The organism is Prevotella melaninogenica, from assembly GCF_013267595.1.
Taxonomy (GTDB): Bacteria; Bacteroidota; Bacteroidia; order Bacteroidales; family Bacteroidaceae; genus Prevotella; species Prevotella melaninogenica_D.
The window spans coordinates 981081-998382 of the sequence record NZ_CP054011.1; the positions used below are offsets into that span (position 1 = coordinate 981081).

Annotated in this window: 8 protein-coding genes and 1 other RNA gene; 4 read left to right on the forward strand and 5 right to left on the reverse strand. The window is 44.4% G+C overall.

The genetic code is table 11. The features are described 5' to 3' along the window. Nucleotides 1–380 precede the first annotated feature (380 nt). From FIU21_RS09310 to FIU21_RS09320, 3 genes are read right to left on the reverse strand one after another with little or no spacing between them, the layout of a single operon-like run. Complete coding sequence (locus FIU21_RS09310; RefSeq protein ID WP_004360039.1) at nt 381–1574, reverse strand: YncE family protein; 1194 nt, start codon at nt 1572–1574, stop codon at nt 381–383. Between the two features lie 33 nt (nt 1575–1607). Continuing rightward, nucleotides 1608–4022: a TonB-dependent receptor gene (locus FIU21_RS09315; protein WP_004360038.1), complete on the reverse strand. Its 2415-nt coding sequence runs from the start codon at nt 4020–4022 to the stop codon at nt 1608–1610. A 4-nt stretch (nt 4023–4026) separates the two neighbouring features. Further along, nucleotides 4027–4641 (reverse strand): TetR/AcrR family transcriptional regulator, encoded by a 615-nt coding sequence (locus tag FIU21_RS09320; RefSeq protein ID WP_004360037.1) that lies wholly within the window; start codon nt 4639–4641, stop codon nt 4027–4029. A 340-nt stretch (nt 4642–4981) separates the two neighbouring features. Here FIU21_RS09320 and FIU21_RS09325 point away from each other — a divergent pair, with 340 nt between their 5' ends. From FIU21_RS09325 to ssrA, 4 genes are all read left to right on the forward strand, one after another. After that, nucleotides 4982–6382 (forward strand): DUF3945 domain-containing protein, encoded by a 1401-nt coding sequence (locus FIU21_RS09325; RefSeq protein WP_004360035.1) that lies wholly within the window; start codon nt 4982–4984, stop codon nt 6380–6382. Nucleotides 6383–6403: 21 nt separating this feature from the next. Then, the gene (locus tag FIU21_RS09330) at nt 6404–8488 is read left to right on the forward strand and encodes a type IA DNA topoisomerase (protein WP_004360034.1); all 2085 of its coding nucleotides are present in this window, start codon (nt 6404–6406) and stop codon (nt 8486–8488) included. Between the two features lie 111 nt (nt 8489–8599). After that, the gene (locus tag FIU21_RS09335; protein WP_004360033.1) at nt 8600–14803 is read left to right on the forward strand and encodes a helicase-like domain-containing protein; all 6204 of its coding nucleotides are present in this window, start codon (nt 8600–8602) and stop codon (nt 14801–14803) included. An 85-nt stretch (nt 14804–14888) separates the two neighbouring features. Further along, nucleotides 14889–15287, forward strand: a transfer-messenger RNA (tmRNA) gene (ssrA, locus tag FIU21_RS09340). Between the two features lie 221 nt (nt 15288–15508). On the opposite strand, the gene FIU21_RS09345 is transcribed toward ssrA, so the two are convergent. Then, nucleotides 15509–16420, reverse strand: a complete 912-nt coding sequence (locus FIU21_RS09345) for a nucleotidyl transferase AbiEii/AbiGii toxin family protein (RefSeq protein WP_004360032.1) — start codon at nt 16418–16420, stop codon at nt 15509–15511. Continuing rightward, complete coding sequence (locus tag FIU21_RS09350; protein ID WP_004360031.1) at nt 16413–17177, reverse strand: type IV toxin-antitoxin system AbiEi family antitoxin domain-containing protein; 765 nt, start codon at nt 17175–17177, stop codon at nt 16413–16415. The genes FIU21_RS09345 and FIU21_RS09350 overlap by 8 nt, the downstream gene beginning before the upstream one ends. Nucleotides 17178–17302: the final 125 nt, after the last annotated feature.

A 17302-nucleotide genomic window follows, 5' to 3' on the forward strand; every position in this document is an offset into this window, starting at 1 on the left:
AACGCATCATTCAATTGATTAAAGCGACAAGGGCATAATCTCATATGGATGCGTTGGTAAGATTTCAAAGTTGGATAGGTAATTGCATAATACAGTCTTTCTGGCATTGATTATTCTATATCTTGCTTATGGTTATTGTATCTTGTATTGAAGGCATGATAATATACCCATACCTTATCTGGAGGATATTATCAAATATTGTAATAAACGCACCACTTATGATACTTGAGACGGCGATGATATCTAATATTTTTTTCTTCATTTTGTATCCTCTATAAATAAAGTGTCAAAAAACAAAAGATTCTCATCCTGTTATTTTTTTATGGATAGGAGAACAATTTCCTTGTCGAAATATTTTACTTTCGACAAGGAAATTCATATTATTTCAGACTACTAATCATATATGGTGCTCCAGAAGTTTTTACTTTTACATTTTCATAGCTTCCATCATTCATATGATAGACAGAGTAGCCCACACCTTGGTCAGTCGCCATGCCGAAGATAATATCATTATTTGATTTGCAAATAGATGCCGCCCAGCCTGTAGTTCCTGCAAAATCCATCTTTTTGCAAGTCTTATTGTAGAGATTAATCTCAAAGGCCTGGAATGATTTGTCATGAACGTAGTCTGGTGGATTGCTTGCGGCTCCGGGAATATTAAGATATCCGTAAACCTTTCCGTTTCCACCATACACCTTATTATATGCATACGATGTTTTGTTTCCCTTGACTCCTTCTAACTTTACATCTGCAAGAGTGAAACAATATGATTTATCAAAGTTCTGTTCTCCTTTCTTAATTCGCAGGAATCCTTCCTTGACTCCAGGCTGATATCCAAACATGGCAACGCAATAGAAGTAGAGGTCACCCTTCTCGTCCACGAATGGATCCCCAGCAGGAGTCATACATGAGGACATTGTGGCACGAGGGTCACTAATCATTTTGATGGGCTTATCGGTCTTGGTATCTATCAAGGCTATGTATGCTCCCTCCTCGCATGAGTAGGCAGACTTCAACTGGCAGAGGGTAACGTATAAGATGCCGTCCCTGATGATAGAGGCACATGGCTCAGGATTGTTGTCTCCAGCCGACTTCCCCAAAGAATAGTCAGATAAATCTATCTCTCCTGTCTTCGTCATAGAAACAGGGTCTATTATCCAGACCTTTCCTAATCCAAGGCAAGAAACATAGGCTTTCTTCTCGGATACGAACGTAATGTATGTAGCCTTTGCGCCACTTGGAAACACCATGGTCTGCCCTTCCTGAACAAGTTTGCCATCCTTAGGCGTATATTTATAGAGGTGTTCAGTGTCAGTTACATACACCTTACCTTTATGTACAAAGGTAAATGCACCTTTGGCTAACACTAACGCATTGTCCGTGTTAAGTGAGCCGACAGTCAAGTCCTTAAACAGGCTGACATAAGTGTTCTCTCCTATATTCACGCTGTGTACAAATCCCGATTCTGTCTTTGTCGGAGGCATTGGAGGAACATCTGGTGAGTCTTTTCCACATGAGGAAAGACCTGTTGATACAAGCAGCGCTACGGCTGCAACTAAGAAATAATGTTTCATTTTGAATTAAATATTAAAAATAATAATAAGAATTTACATACTCATAGCTCCCCCGGAGACTTTATCTCGGAACAGATTAAAACGCAATTTCATTTTAAAAGTACGCCCTTGCAGTGGCATTTTGAATTCCATGTAGTTTTCTTTATCAAAGATATTCTCAACCTCAAAACTCAGTGAAATGTTGTTGTGCCAAAAGGACTGTTGAAGACCTATGGTAAACACATCATTGGAGGGGATGAGCCATTTCTTGCGCTGGTCGGGCAGTGTACTCATTTGCCATCCCCAATCAAATTCTCCGACATGGGAAACGTCTACATAAACTCTGGACAATTCCTTCTTTCCTAGCAAACCTTCAACGTGGTATTCCATACCATAATTGTAATAGAATGAAGGTATGTTGGGCACATGCTTGTCATACGTTGGGTTATCTGTTCCCTTCTCATCGTTTAACCATTTTTGTCGGTCTCGAATGTCCTGCAATGTAAGATTAAAGTAAGCATAGATGTTGGGAGTCACATCCACCTTTATGTCTGTATCGAACCCAAGCGTGCTCGTCTTTCCTAAATTTGTATATATGGAACGAGTATCTGCAGGGAAAAGTCTTATCATATTCTTCATATACATATAATAAAAGTTTGTTTCCCATTGCACACGAGTAAGTCCACACAGATTTCTTCGATCTATGATAATACCTACATTCAGATTATTCCCAACTTCTGGCTGAAGGTTTACTGATGGCTTTATACTTATCCCATTACCAAACAACTCTCCCGTATCTGGAATCCTTACATTGTGTGAAAACGAGATTTTCCCCCTCACACCTTTCCAAAACTCATAGCTTACCCCCTCACTAAACCCGTAATATGTTTTGTTCACGCTTGTCTGCTTGGGAGCTGCCACATCCTCCGCATGGTCTTTTGACAGAGCATCGCTTGTTCTGAAAATCTTTGACTTGAGATAATAGATGCTCATTGTCAAGGAGTTTTGAAAGCGATTATCGGAAGATACGTACAAATGACTGAACCCGATGTTGTTTGAAATCATCTTGCTGGGAAACGAACTGGGATCAAAGCCAAGATATTCATTCATACGTTCATCCTTGGGCCTATAGTCTGAGAGTACGAATTGGTCGTTCAGGTTGAAAGAATGTCGTCCAAGCATATATTTCAAGTTTAATTTGTTTCGCAACTCAAATTGTCGGTTATGCGATTCGTTGAATAGGTTGTCCTCTGTTTCCCCAATAGCTTGTGTGACAGTTCCATCCCATTGCGTCTTTGTTGTTGCGGTATCCGTCATGTTCGAACGTATGATGGGAGCAACAAGTGTATTTCTCATATCCAACCCCTTGAAGATAAAATTATTTTTCTCCAAGTCCAAAGTAGGCATGATATTAAGACTTTTCGTATAGGCATGTCTCGAGTCAAAGTTAAGAGACTGTATACCTTTCTTGTTTCTGTAAAAGGCACATTCCAGATCCAGTTTGTCGAAGTATAGTTTCCTAAATCCTATGCCCACATGATAGAAGTCTGCGTCATAGTAGTCATTGTTTCGTCTCACCTTTCTGTATTCAGAAGCAGGTAGATTAGTCTCAAACACTGGCCATGACATCATATAATTGTTCTTGGACTTGTTCTTGAAGAAAGCAACATTGAACAATATTCCAGGTTTTGCAAAAAGTTTCTGGGCACTTGCAAGTGTCTTGAATGTTCCAAATGAAGCCAATTCTTGTGTGAATCCAACTAAATCACATTCATCTTCTCTGGTCACAATGTTGATAGCTCCTCCCAATCCGTCGCCTCCATATTCGGCAGGAACGATACCCTTGTACACTTCTATGTACTTGATGACATCAATCGGAATATCATTAATATCGAAAGAACCATCAGGGCTATTTAAAGGAAATCCATTGATATAGACTGCGACTCGCTTTCCCTCCAACCCATGCACAGATATGCGAGATGCACTTCCTAATCCGCCAGTTTTTCTCACTTTAATGCCAGACGTTCTTGTGAGAATTTCTTCTATACCGCTTGAACGTCCCCGTAACTTTTCTCCGTCTACAACTGTTACTGCCATAGGACTTTGCCGAATACGGTTTATTTCTGCCTGCTGGGAAGACCCCCTAACCACAACTTCGCTAAGGACGTTCGCTGATGATTCTAAGAAAAAGTCTTTTGTGATATTGCCGTTTAACACAATGACTTGCCTTACTCGTTTATATCCAACAAATGAAACCTCAACAATATATGTTCCATTTGAGGGTATGTCAATTTGATAATTGCCTGTCTTGTCAGAAACTGTTTTCTTTTTTGTATTTTTGATTGATATGTATGCCCCAGATATGGGAAGTTTTGTATCCTTATCCATGACTTTCCCACTTAATGTATTTTGAGCAGCCAAAATCGTTGGACATAAACACAATATCGCTACGATGAATAATCTGTTCATAATCTTATTGGTTAATGAGTGCTTGCCATCCTGTCGTGTTATAGCGTATATATTCAGACAAAGTCTGTTTTGCCTCTTCCTTGCCGATTTCTGCATTTGAAACAATTTCTTCTATAATTGTTACCCATATAAAAGAGGAAATCCGAAAGAATAGTGGTGAAACATTTGTTTGAAGTTGTGGATATACTTTTTGCATGTGGTCAATATATTCTTTACTTATTGCTACTTGTTCGTCGATAAAATTCTCACGGAAAACTTCCAAAGAAGTGTCTTTTGACTCAAAGAGCAACAACTTTAATTCTTCTTTATACAAGAAAATTATTTTAAGCGTTTCTCTTAGCAAATCTTTTTGGCCTTGCATCGAGAAACCAACTTTGTCTATTTTGTCTTTTTCTATGTGATAGGAAGCCATTCTTTCATGTAAGACGGCAAGTAAAGGTTTGAGAACAGCATAAAAAATATCATCTTTTGTCTTAAAATAATTGTAGATATTACCTAAGACAATTCCTGACTTTGCAGAAATCGTGCGCATCGACGTTTTTTTAAAGCCATTTTTAATAAACTCATTGCGAGCAGCCATGACAATTCGGCTTCTTATTTCTTCTTTTAATATTTTCATCGCTATTTTATTAACGGACGTTTTTCTGTTTTGTTCACAAAAAAAGCGCACCATTCTATGATGAATGATGCGCTTCTATGCTGTTTCAATTCAGAAACTCTTTGTATATGATATTTATCCTTTGTCATAAACTTTTTTTAGATGTTGCAAAGTTAGAAATAATGACATTTCTCCACAATACCCAAAAATAGTGATTTCTTATAAAATGCATCACTCAATAATGGGAGATTTCCTTTCTTTTCTCACGAGTTCCCTCCTTTTCTTTAATTCAAAATCTATAATATTATTGCTTTAATTTTGCTGTTCGATAATGATTTATTCATCTTAAAAACAATGATTTATGGAATCGAACAACAATGACAACTATGTGCTGGTATTGGAAGACCGCACGGAAGTGAAGAATGCAAACGAAACGGGTAAGCTCTCCGTAGTTTCAGGTATTGACGATAAGGGCAAACTCCAAACAACCGAAGCCAAGGACGTGCATCAGGCAGCCTTTTTGAAATTCAACAACAAAGACGGCTTGCTGAAGAACTTCATGACCAATTTCCTCAAACAGTTCAACGAACCATCCCGTTTCGGACTCTACAAGGTAGTGGCTAACAATGTGGAGCAAGGTGTAGCATCGCTCCACACCATGCTTCAGAACCGTGAGAAGCCTGAGAACAAGCAGCAGTTGGCAGACAGTCAGGTGCGCTTTGATGATTTCTTGCCCAAGCAGAAGAATGCCACTGCCATTGACGAGTCGAAGATTGATTGGAAGCAGCTCGACAACCTAGGACTTACCCGTGAGCGGTTGGAGCAGAGCGGAGAATTGGTAAAGATGCTTGGCTGGCAGAAGAGCAATCTTATAACGATAGCCATACCTATTGGTGATACCACCATCTACACCGATGCCCGTTTGGCATTCCGTACAGATGGCGAGGGTAACATCGGATTGGCAGTTCACCCGCTTCGCAAGGAGCCACAGCTCGACTTCCCCTATATGGGACACAAGTTCTCTAATGAAGAGAAAGAACTACTCCTTGCAACGGGCAACCTTGGCAAGACCATCGAGATTACGCCCAAGAATGGTGACCCATTTGCCGCATACGTTTCCATAGACCCACAGACCAATGAACTTATTGCCCTGCGTGCCGACCGTGTGAATATCCCAAAAGAAATCAAGGGTGTTACACTTTCTGATGCGCAGTACAAAGGCCTTGTAGAGGGCAAAGCCGTGAAAGTGGAAGGAATGACCGCCAAGAGTGGTAAGTCCTTCAATGCCACTCTGCAAGTCAATGCTGAGAAGAAAGGCATCGAGTTTATCTTCGAGAACAAGCAAGGCTTGAAGGAGCGACAGCAGCACACGCAGCAACAAGGCGCACCACGCAAGCTCTGTGGTTTGGAACTCTCCGACAAGCAGCGTGAAGCATTAGACAGCGGTCGCACGCTTTATCTGAAGAATATGGTGGACAAGGAAGGGCAACCTTTTAATGCCTATGTCAAGATGGACAAGGAACAGAACCGCCCACGTTTCTACAAGTGGAACCCTGACAAGAAGCAGGAAACCGGCAAGGAAAAGGTGGTAGCCGTAGCCGAAGAACACAAAACACAGGTTGCAGTGAACAACCAAGGCAAGACCAACGAAGCCACCAAGAACGTGAACGAGCCCTTAAAGTCCGGGCAGACACAGCCCACTGCCGCCCAAAAGCAGAAGCAGGACGAGAAGAAACAGCAGCGCCGTGGACGTAAGATGTAACCCTTAAAACCAAACCTAACTATGATTACTTGTATTATTGCCGAGAAACCCTCGGTAGCCAGAGATATAGCCCGTATCGTAGGGGCAAATGGCAAGCAGGACGGATACTTGGAAGGTAACGGCTATCTTGTTACTTGGGCAATAGGACACCTCATTACCCTTGCCATGCCCGAAGCCTACGGTTTTGCAGCCTATAAAGCCGAAGACCTGCCCATCCGTCCCAATCCCTTCCAACTTATCGTTCGTCAAGTACGCAAGGATAAGGAGTACACATCAGACCCCGCAGCACTCAAGCAGCTCAAAGCCATTCGTGGTTGCTTCGACAGTGCAGACCGCATCATCGTAGCTACCGATGCAGGGCGAGAAGGTGAACTTATCTTTCGCTATATCTATCACCATTTGAACTGCCACAAGCCTTTTGAAAGACTTTGGATTTCCTCGCTTACGGACAAAGCCATCCGTGATGGGCTTGCTCATCTCAAAGCAGGAAGTGCGTATGACAATCTCTATCACTCCGCTAAGGCGAGAAGCGAAGCCGACTGGCTCGTGGGCATCAATGCCAGCCGTGCCCTGTCCATCGCTCGCAAAGGCGGTTACTCTTTGGGAAGGGTACAGACCCCGACACTCGCTATGGTTTGCCGTCGGCACATAGAAAATCGCGATTTTTCTTCCGTCCCTTATTGGAAACTCTCCGTAGCAGGAGAGAAAGAGGGCATATCTCTGAAAGCCGTGAGCAGTAGTGCATTTGACAATGAAGCCGATGCACAGTCCGCTCTCGCCATGCTTCGCGAACAGAGCCGGCTTACCGTGACTTCGGTCGCAAGAAAGGTGGGACATACGTCGCCACCCCTCTTGTACGACCTCACCGCCCTACAAAAGGAAGCCAACCGAAAGCACGGCTTTTCAGCAGATAAAACCCTCTCAATAGCTCAGAGCCTCTATGAGAAGAAAATCACGACCTATCCCCGCACAGGCAGCCGATACATCAGCGAAGACGTCTTCGAGGAAATACCCGTCTTGCTTGGCAAGATAGGACAAAGATTCTCTTTCCCACTTAACCGCCACTCTGTGGACAACGACAAGGTAACCGACCACCATGCCATCATCCCTACGGGTGAAACTCCATCGGGACTATCAGCAGATGAAACAGCCATCTACCAAATGGTAGTCCATCGTTTTATCGAAGCCTTTTCTCCCGACTCAGAGGAAGAGCGGATGCAGGTGGAACTGACCGACGGTACAAACACCTACATTTGGAAGGCGTGCCGAAGTATCGCCTTGGGTTGGAAAACCGTACAGCACAGTACCGGCACGAACGATGAAAAAGGTAAGGAGGATGAAGAACAGACTTTATCCGTCCTACCCACCCTAACAGAAAACGAGATGTTACCGCTGCTATCTTCAGAGGTTGCCGAGTACAAGACCAAGCCAAAGCCGCTTTATACTGAAGCAACCTTGCTTTCCGCGATGGAGAATGCTGGCAAAGAGGTCGCAGATGCAGAAAGCAAAAAAGCAATGGCAGAATGTGGCATCGGTACACCTGCCACCCGCGCCAACATCATCGAGACACTTATCCTGCGAGACTATATCCGAAGAGAAAAGAAAACGGTAGTCCCGACAGAGAAAGGCTTGGCAGTCTATGAGATTGTCAAGGACAAACGAATTGCCAATGCAGAGATGACAGGCTCGTGGGAACTGACCCTTGCCGCCATCGAAGCAGGACAGATGCCGCCCGAGAAATTCGCGCAAGGCATCAACTCCTACGTGGAGACTATTTGCGAGGAACTCCTTGCCCTTGCTCCACAGGTGCAGAAATCCTATCCCACCTACCGCTGCCCCAAATGTGGCAACGAAAGTGTGGGCATCTACGCCAAGATTGCCAAATGCAGGCACGAGGGATGCGACTTCCACATCTTCCGTGAAGTCTGCGGCACGTTCCTTTCCGAAGACAATATCCGTGATTTGATAACCACAGGGCGAACGTCCATCCTTAAAGGCTTGACGAGCAAGGCTGGCAAGAAGTTCAACGCTCGTCTTGTTCTGGGGGAAGATCATACCACCTCCTTTGAGTTTGAGGGTAAGAAAGGAAAAGCACGAGGGAGATAGTTATCACAAGCTCGGAGAGGAAATAAATTAGTTGGGAGATAGTAAAAAGAACTATACGTCAGAAATGACCTCCCGACTAATATTCTCTCTCCATCTTAAAACAGAAAAACTATGGCATACAATAAGAAAGCTGTCTTGGAGGGCAACACGGAAGCCATCCGTGTAATCCTCCGATTAGAGAAAGAACGCCGCGAAGCCACCGAAGCCGAGAAAGTCTTGCTTAGAGGCTATCAAGGTTTCGGTGGTCTGAAATGCGTCTTGAACCGTTGTGATAATCCCGATGACCTCCGCTATTGGAGCGCATCGGAGCAAAACCTGTTTGCGCCTACCCAAAGGCTCAAACAGATGATTTACCGTGATGCCGTCGATGCCAACACCGCCAAACGCTATTGGGAGAGCATCAAGGCAAGCGTACTGACCTCTTTCTATACCGACACCCGTATCGTCTCCGCCATTGCCGATGCCCTAAGTGCCACCGATGTGCAAGTAAGACGATGCCTGGACCCTTCCGCAGGTATGGGAGCCTTTACCGAAACCTTTGCCAAAAGTGCCGGTATGGTCGATGCTATGGAAAAAGACCTGCTGACGGCACGCATCACACAAGCCCTTCATCCTTATGGTAAGGACAATATCTTTGTTCGGCAAGAACCCTTTGAAGCCATCGGGGAACTGGAAGGGAAGGACAAATACGACCTTATCACCAGCAACATCCCCTTTGGTGACTTTATGGTCTATGACCGTAGTTATAGCAAGGGGGAGAATATCCTTAAACGGGAATCCACCAGAACCATTCACAATTATTTCTTTGTGAAAGGGCTAGACACTATCAAAGAAGGCGGACTTCTTGCATTTATTACCTCGCAGGGCGTATTGGACAGCCCCAAGAATGAAGCTATCCGCCGTTACCTCATGCAGAACAGCCGACTTATCTCCGCTATCCGTTTGCCTTCGGGTATGTTCTCCGAGAATGCAGGTACGGATGTGGGCAGCGACCTCATTGTCCTGCAAAAACAGTCGGGCAAGGAAATTGGTGAGGGCATCGAACAGCAGTTTGTACAAACCGCCTCTGTTCCTAAAGGCGACGGCTTTTCTATTGCGTTCAACCACAACTCACTCTTCGAGGGCGAATGGAAGGATATTTCCCACCGTACGATTGCCACAGACAGACAAATGGGTACAGACCCTTACGGTAAGCCTGCTTGGGAATATACGTTTGACGGCAGTATCGAGGATATGGCTGACAGCCTGCGTACACAGCTCTCTTTGGAAGTAGAGCAGCGTTTCGATCGTAAACTCTATGAAACCGGCATACCCATGACCGAGGAGGAATGGCAGGTACACGTGGACAAGATGGTGCAAAAAGTACAAGAAAACATAAAAACGGAAGGAATACCTCAAGAACAGGAAATCAAGGATAAGGAGGAAAAGAAAGAGGATAAGGAAAATGAAAAAGAAGAAGAAAATGCTTACAATTTGATGCCCGACAGCACTAAGAAGCAACTTCCCAAACTCTATGCAACGGAAAAGCAGCTCATCGGCGACCGCATTGCCTACGCTCGCTATTTCTTCCCAATGGGAGCCTATACAGCCTATATGCTGGAATACGACCCCAAGGAACGCATCGGCTTCGGAGCCGTTACGATGGGCTACGGCTGGGAACTTGGGTATATGTCCCTTAAAGAAATGGAGGAAGTAAAGGTCAAAGGCTTGGGTATTGAGCGGGACTTATACTTCAAACCCACAAAGTTGCACGAGATTGCGGAACTGGAAGAGATTGTCAGAGGACAATACACCAAAGAACCTATCATTGAGGAAGGCAAGGATGAAAGCCGTCAGGAAGTTCTGAGACCCGTGCAGGAAGGCACTCAACCCCAAGAGAATATCGAAGAAGGTAATAAGATAGTGGGAGATGAAGCAAGAGATGGAGCAAGAGACGAAGCAGAGACAAAAAAAGAAGCACAAGCTGCACAGGTACTTCCAACAATAGAGCCTGAAAACGAACCTGCTCCCGAAGGTGTCCCCGTAATCACCCTTCAAAGACAATACGAACAAGAAAGCCGTGAAATTCGCACGGACGTGGAAGCCCCACGTGAAATGAACGGACAGACGGTATTCTTTGATGAAGACCATCATCCGATTATGGACAGCACCATCGAAACAGAAACAACGGAGCAACTCTTGTTTGTCCCAGAAGAGTATAGTCTTTGGACACAAGATGTAGCCCGTGTAAATAATGAAATCAAAGAGGCTGCTCAACAAAAGAAGGTCAGCGATAACCAACCGTTTTCTGCAAGCCGACTGTCTAAACCGACAAGAAGTACACCCACCAGTCCCCGCAGAAACAAGAAAACTGCATCGACTCCCGTCAGAGAACCCTCACTCTTTGACTTTATGGAGGAAGCCGAGCCTCGCAAGCCACAGCCCATAGCAGAGGTCAAGAAAGAGTTTGACGCTTCACCGCGTCCCTTTCTCTCATCGCCCGACTCTCATCTGAGGGACGGCTCTATTGTCGTGCAGAAAGGACAGGTCGGTTTTCTCTCTGACTTGAAACGACATCCTACCTTCAACCCGATGGACTTGCCCTTTGCCCAGCTCTCACGGCTGAAAGCATACATTGAGATTAGAGAAAGTTATCACCGACTCTATGATTATGAGGCGAACAACCAAGCGGAGGACAAGGAAGAGCGTGAGAAACTCAACCGGCTTTATGACGGCTATGTAGGTCGTTGGGGGTACTTTAACCAGAAGGGAAACACCGATATCATCAAGATGGATGCCACCGGAGTGGAAATGCTGTTTTTGGAACGCTCCGAGAACGGCAAATACATCAAGGCGGACATCTTCGACCATCCGACGGCTTTCTCCACCTCCGAGCTTTCCATTGCCGCAGACCCGATGGAGGCATTGGGCGCATCACTCAACAAGTACGGTACGGTGGAACTTGATTATATGAGCTCCCTGCTTCCCGATATGGAAGAGAGTGATATGCTTTCCGCCTTGGAAGGTCGCATCTTCTTTAATCCCGAAGAGGACGGCTATGAGGTAGCCGACAAGTTCATTTCAGGCAATGTGATTGAAAAGGCGGAGCGTATCGAGTCGTGGCTCTTGGAGCATCCAGAGCATGAGGAAGCGAAACAGAGTCTGACTGCCCTGCGTGCCGCCACGCCAACGCCCATTCCCTTTGCTGATTTGGACTTCAATCTCGGTGAACGCTGGATACCTGCTAAAGTCTATGGTAGGTTTGCCTCGGAGTTTTTCGGGACGGATATTAGCGTATCCTACCATTCCAACATGGACGAGTACAGCATTGTCTGCGACCGAAAGAATGCCAATATCTGGCATAAGTATGCCGTACAGGGAGAATTTCGCCGTTATGACGGCATCAACCTGATGAAGCACGCACTTCACAATACCATTCCCGACATCAACAAGAGTAAGGAGGTGACGGATAAGATCACAGGAGAAACCAAGACCATTAAAGTACGGGACGGGCACGCCATACAGATGGCGAACGCCAAGATTGAGGAAATCAGACAAGGCTTTGTAGATTGGCTCGGACAGACACCTGACACGTTCAAAGAGCAGCTCTCTGACCGTTACAATCGTCTTTTCAACTGCTTTGTGCGTCCCAATTTTGACGGTACACACCAGTCGTTTCCCGACCTTGACCTTAAAAGATTGGGCATATCAGACCTTTATAAGAGTCAGAAAGATGCCGTATGGATGCTCAAAACCAATGGCGGAGGTATCTGTGACCATGAAGTAGGCGCGGGCAAGACGCTTATCATGTGTACGGCAGCCTACGAGATGAAGCGGTTGGGATTGGCCAACAAGCCGATGATTATCGGACTGAAGGCAAATGTATTCGATATTGCCGATACTTTTCGCAAGGCGTATCCCAATGCCAAGATACTCTATCCGGGAAAGAACGACTTCAGTAAGCAAAATCGCCAGCGCATCTTCAATGACATCAAGAACAACGATTGGGATTGCATTATCCTTACGCATGAGCAGTTTAGCATGATACCGCAGGCTTTGGAGATACAAGAAGCGATTTTGCAGAAAGAAAAAGATTCTGTGGAGGAAAACCTTGAAGTACTCCGTATGCAGGGAGCGGACATTTCCCGTGCTATGCTCAAAGGTTTAGAGAAGCGAAAGCAGACTTTGAAAGCCAAGTTGCAGGGCATTCAAGATAGTATAGCCGAGCGCAAGGACGATGCCGTGGACTTCAAGATGATGGGCATTGACCACCTTTTTGTAGATGAAAGTCATCAATTCAAGAACTTGATGTTCAACACTCGCCACGATAGAGTGTCGGGCTTGGGCAATCCTGATGGCTCACAGCGTGCGCTCAATATGCTCTTTGCCATTCGCACCATACAGGAACGGTCAGGCAAGGACTTGGGCGCAACATTCCTTTCAGGAACTACTATCAGTAATTCGCTGACGGAATTATACTTACTCTTCAAATACTTGCGCCCGCAAGCCTTGGAAAAGCAGGGAATCAACAGTTTTGACGCATGGGCAGCGGTCTTTGCCAAGAAGTCCACCGACTATGAGTTTTCCATCACGAATGAGATTATTCAGAAGGAACGCTTCAGAACCTTTATTAAGGTGCCGGAACTTGCCTCGTTCTATGCGGAAATTTGCGACTTCCGTACAGCAAAGGACATCGGTATCGACCGCCCTGAGAAGAACGAGATACTGCATAACATACCGCCAACTCCCGAACAGGAGGAGTTTATTGGAAAACTGATGGAGTTTGCCAAAACTGGCAATGCCACCCTTTTAGGGCGTGCGCCATTAACCGAAAAGGAGGAAAAGGCAAAGATGCTGATTGCAACTGATTACGCCCGTAAGATGAGCCTTGATTTACGCATGATTGATGAAAATGCGTACTCAGATCATATTGACAACAAGGCAAGTCATTGTGCGAAACTCTTGAATGACTATTATCAGAAGTACGATGCACAGAAAGGAACGCAGTTTGTTTTCTCTGATTTGGGGACTTACAAGCCTGGTGGAGACTTCAACATCTATTCGGAAATCAAAAGAAAGTTGGTGGAAGACTACCATATCCCAGCATACGAGATACGCTTCATTCAGGAATGCAAGAATGAGAAGGCAAAGAAAGCAATGGTGGATGCCATGAATCGGGGCGACATCCGTATTATCTTCGGTTCTACTTCCATGCTTGGAACGGGTGTCAACGCCCAGCAGCGAGCGGTGGCTATTCATCATTTGGACACGCCTTGGCGACCTTCAGATTTGGAGCAACGTAACGGGCGAGCCGTGCGCATGGGCAATGTGATAGCCAAAGAATTTGCAGACAACAAGGTCGACGTGATTATCTATGCCGTGGAACGGTCTTTGGACAGTTATAAATTCAACCTTCTGCATAACAAGCAACTCTTCATCAATCAGCTGAAGACGAATACGCTCGGCAGTCGTACCATTGACGAGGGTTCAATGGACGAGGACAGCGGTATGAACTTCTCTGAATACGTGGCAGTACTTTCGGGCAATACCGACCTTTTGGAAAAAGCAAGGCTTGACAAGAAAATCACCACCTTGGAGTCAGAGCGCAAAAACTTCCTCCGTGAACGTGACGCCGCAACGGGCAAGTTGGCTGAGATTGAGAGTTCCGTGTCTTTCCATTCAGACAAGATTAAGGAAGCTAAGGAAGATTTGGCGTGCTTTGAGAAGCGCGTGGAACGTGATACAGAGGGCAATCCCATCAACAAACTGGTCATCAAAGGCGTGGAGGACAGTACGGACATCAAAGTCATTGCTGCACGTCTGCAGGAGATTAACGACAAGGCACGCACCAAGGGCGAGTACAATAAAATCGGTGAGATTTATGGATTTTCCATTATGGTGAAGACGGAGAGTACCTCAAAAGATTTGTTTGACTGCTCCGTGAACCGTTTCTTTGTCAAGGGGCAGGAGAGTATCTACTATACCTATAATAATGGTAAGTTGGCTACGGACCCGAAACTTGCGTGTGAGAACTTCTTGGGTGCGCTGGGGCGAATCCCCAAGGTGATAGAATCGCATGAAAAGGAGAAAGAGAAGGTTGCTGCCAATAAGGAAATCTACACTGCTATTGCTAATGGGACGTGGAAGAAAGAGGACGAACTTCGCTCGCTCAAAGGGCAGTCGGCAGAGCTGGACAGAAAAATCACTTTGACGATTACTGCGGACAAAGAAGGAGATGAAGAACTCTCCCCAAAATCAGACTTGCAAAATCCTCCTGATACAGTTTCAGAACACAGTGCAAAAGAGACAATAGTACGTCATAAAGTAAGATTTTGAATCTAAAAGAATAAATTTGCAACAAAATTATCGAATCTCATTCAGCAAATTCAGAAATAATATGTAACTTTGCAGAACATACCGAGGGCTTGTATGGATTTGACGGCAAGATGAGATGGTATGTAAGCATGCGGAGGCTCGACGGCTACCTCCTAAATCTGAGTGGTCAAAAAATTAATTGGCGAAAACAATTACGCTCTCGCTGCCTAATCGAAGCATAGTAGATTACTGGCTTTATTGCGTCACCAGGTGATGCGACGAGACACTGCTCCAAGGATGTTGTTCCGAATCTAAGGGTCAAGCGGTGCAGGTAAATCGGAAATAGTTTGTGTATGCCTCGATGCATAGATGAAATTTAGAGGATAAGGTGTTGGTTGGTGGTTCAGGTCTTGCCAACACTCGAAAACAGAAGGCTGAAATAAGCATGTAGAAAGCATATGGTTTCCTTGTGCGGACCGGAGTTCGACTCTCCGCAAGTCCACTAAAAGAGAGGACTATTAATTGTTTTTAAGCAGCTGATAGTCTTCTTTCTTATTATGCTCTATTCAGAGATCCATAAGATTTTGAAGTTTTAATACACCGAAAAGGGACTGTATCGACAAAGTACACAGCCCCATTTCCCCTTTTTAGAGTGCTAATAAAGCGACAAAAGTCCTTATCGGCACTATTTACGTTGCAAAGGTAGTGTTTATATTCGGATTATACCTACATCATTTTTTCAAAAAAAGTTTTGAGTTTATCAATTCCTTCTTGAAACTTCTTTTGATTTTGCTTTTTTAGTTTCTCGATATTGAGCAGTTTCCACTGTACGGATGGGTATTTGCTCAAATCACCAGCACAACATAGTTCCCATTGCGGGGAGCCTTCTTCAAAAGAAATGATGAAGTCTTTGTCCTCATCGGTAAGGCAGGCATTTACCTTTCTGATAATGTCGTTACGCGAGGACTCATAATCCTTGTAAGTGAAAGGAATATCGGTCATTCCTTTGAACTGATGTTCAAGAGCCTCCTCCTGATTAATGTCATTAGGACAAAGTGATTCTATGATGGGTTTGTCGCTTCCCAGTAAGCACAGAAACAAACCGTCTTTTACTTCATCCAATGTTTCGTCTTTCATGTACTTGCAATCAAACAAATCACGTGGGTGTTGGCGACTGAGAGCAGCCGCTATCTTACCTCCATATAGTTGTGGATAAGGTACGATGCGTGCCTTACAGTTAGCTTGAAACTCATCTTTCGCCTTTGGGCAGAGGTTCATTACTTCCGCTTCTCCAAGTATGCCACGTTTGGTGCCATTCACTTCGATTTTCACCGTAGTGCCATTGTATGTGCATTGCAGTTTCCATACATCAGTTTTATGTACCACATGTATTCCCGGTACGGCTCGTTCGATGCTCGTTTTCAAGTCTTGAAGATTCAGATTGATATGTTCCAAGCTCGTTGAACGTGCCTCCAAGGGAATATAGGTAAGATCTATATCCACAGAATACCGTGGCATGTTCTGATGAAACAAGTTGATAGCCGTACCACCATGTACGGCAAAATCTTTGATTCTATAAACCAAGGGCATGATGCGTACCAATAGTGCCACTTGACTTTTATACTGATGATTATTCATAGTCGTTCAATTCTTTGGGGATTGTCATTTTATACTTACTGAGATATACCCCCGACTTTACCAACTGCAATTTTGTAGTTCCCAAATCTATCCTAGATAAGTCTAATTCTTCAAACCAATAATGGTTTGCTTTTTCTGCCATATATAAGAATAGGCGCTTCATCTTATAGTTCTTGGTTGTTTCCAATAACGATTGGACAACCTCTGAACGCAATGTTGTTAGCTGTTCCATTATATAGTACAAGTCCATGTAGTTGTATTGCCGCGGCGATAGTAACAAGCATTCCATAAAAGCCTGTTCTGGAGTAGACGCGAGTAAATTCCAATCTAAATAAGACAAAGTCGTTATTTGTGCTTGCATAAATGCGTCTGTTTTGAAAAAATGAAAATCACGGTCGAATACGTTAAGCTTCATCCATTGAGGCATTCTCTCATTGGTAGCAGTTATCACTAGCAATGGCTTACCCATTGGCACATAATGATTGAAGCCCCATAACTCTAATGCAGAATGAGCAGCTATACGGAACTTCTTTCCTAACTGTTCATTAAACGACTGCAATGCACCATAGGCAGATAGGTTATCCCCAGTACGGTACATTACACCTCTACATAGAGGTGTTAACCATCCCGATATGCGGTATCTTTTCAATAGCTGACTGGAATATCCTCGTCCTGTTAGCCATTGAGCAAACAACAATCCGTTTTTTTGTCCTAATTGGAGCATTTGGTTGATTTTGTTACCTGTAGATACACTCATAGTTTACTTGCTTGTATTTATTTCAACTGCAAAGATAAGCAAATCATTTCAAATAATAGCTTATTGGTTGAAAATAATTCCCACAAATAAACTAATAGTTGATTTACTGTCCTAAAATTTAACTA

Coding starts and splice junctions, on each gene's coding strand:
- FIU21_RS09325 (WP_004360035.1), top strand. CDS start 4,982: ATGGAATCGAACAACAATGACAACTATGTGCTGGTATTGGAAGACCGC.
- FIU21_RS09345 (WP_004360032.1), bottom strand. CDS start 16,420: ATGAATAATCATCAGTATAAAAGTCAAGTGGCACTATTGGTACGCATC.
- FIU21_RS09350 (WP_004360031.1), bottom strand. CDS start 17,177: ATGAGTGTATCTACAGGTAACAAAATCAACCAAATGCTCCAATTAGGA.
- FIU21_RS09330 (WP_004360034.1), top strand. CDS start 6,404: ATGATTACTTGTATTATTGCCGAGAAACCCTCGGTAGCCAGAGATATA.
- FIU21_RS09320 (WP_004360037.1), bottom strand. CDS start 4,641: ATGAAAATATTAAAAGAAGAAATAAGAAGCCGAATTGTCATGGCTGCT.
- FIU21_RS09315 (WP_004360038.1), bottom strand. CDS start 4,022: ATGAACAGATTATTCATCGTAGCGATATTGTGTTTATGTCCAACGATT.
- FIU21_RS09310 (WP_004360039.1), bottom strand. CDS start 1,574: ATGAAACATTATTTCTTAGTTGCAGCCGTAGCGCTGCTTGTATCAACA.
- FIU21_RS09335 (WP_004360033.1), top strand. CDS start 8,600: ATGGCATACAATAAGAAAGCTGTCTTGGAGGGCAACACGGAAGCCATC.